A 599-nucleotide genomic window follows, 5' to 3' on the forward strand; every position below is an offset into this window, starting at 1 on the left:
CCGCTGTCCACTACCTGGCAGGTGGTTGCCGATGGCGACCTCGACGGCGACGGAAACACGGACATTCTCTGGCGCAATGCCGCGACCGGGTCGAACGTCGCCTGGTATGCCGGCCTGTATGCGCACCGGAAGGGGCTCGGCGCGATCACCGACCTCAACTGGAAGGTCGGCGGAATCGGCGACTTCGACGGCGATGGGAGGGGAGACATCTTCTGGCGCAATCCGGTGACCGGCCAGAACAAGGTGTGGCCGGGCGGTAGCCAGGCGAGCGAAAGCCCGCGTCAGGGCATTGCGGGCCAGCAGTGGATCGTCGGCGGAATCGGCGATCTCAACGGCGATGGCAAGGACGACATCGTGTGGCGCAACACCAGCCTGGGCAACAATGTCGTCTGGTGGTCCGGCAATTACGCCACGCGCGGTTCCCTTTACATCATGGGGACGAGCTGGAAACTCGTTGGCGTCGGCGACTTCGACGGCGACGGGAATGACGATCTGCTGTGGCGCTCCCTCGCGGGGGATAACAAGATCTGGTATCGCGGCAACGGGGCCACCAGTCGCGTGCTGACGGCAATGGCAAGCGACTGGATTGTCGCCGCGGT

1 protein-coding gene is annotated in these 599 nt (G+C 64.8%); it reads left to right on the forward strand.

Annotated elements, in window-relative coordinates; translation table 11 throughout:
* On the forward strand, nt 1–599 hold a 599-nt coding region (locus ACFPN1_RS16270; RefSeq protein ID WP_386756273.1), incomplete at both ends, for an FG-GAP-like repeat-containing protein.

It is taken from the genome of Lysobacter yangpyeongensis (genome assembly GCF_042655745.1).
In the GTDB taxonomy this organism is placed as follows: Bacteria; Pseudomonadota; Gammaproteobacteria; order Xanthomonadales; family Xanthomonadaceae; genus Agrilutibacter; species Agrilutibacter yangpyeongensis.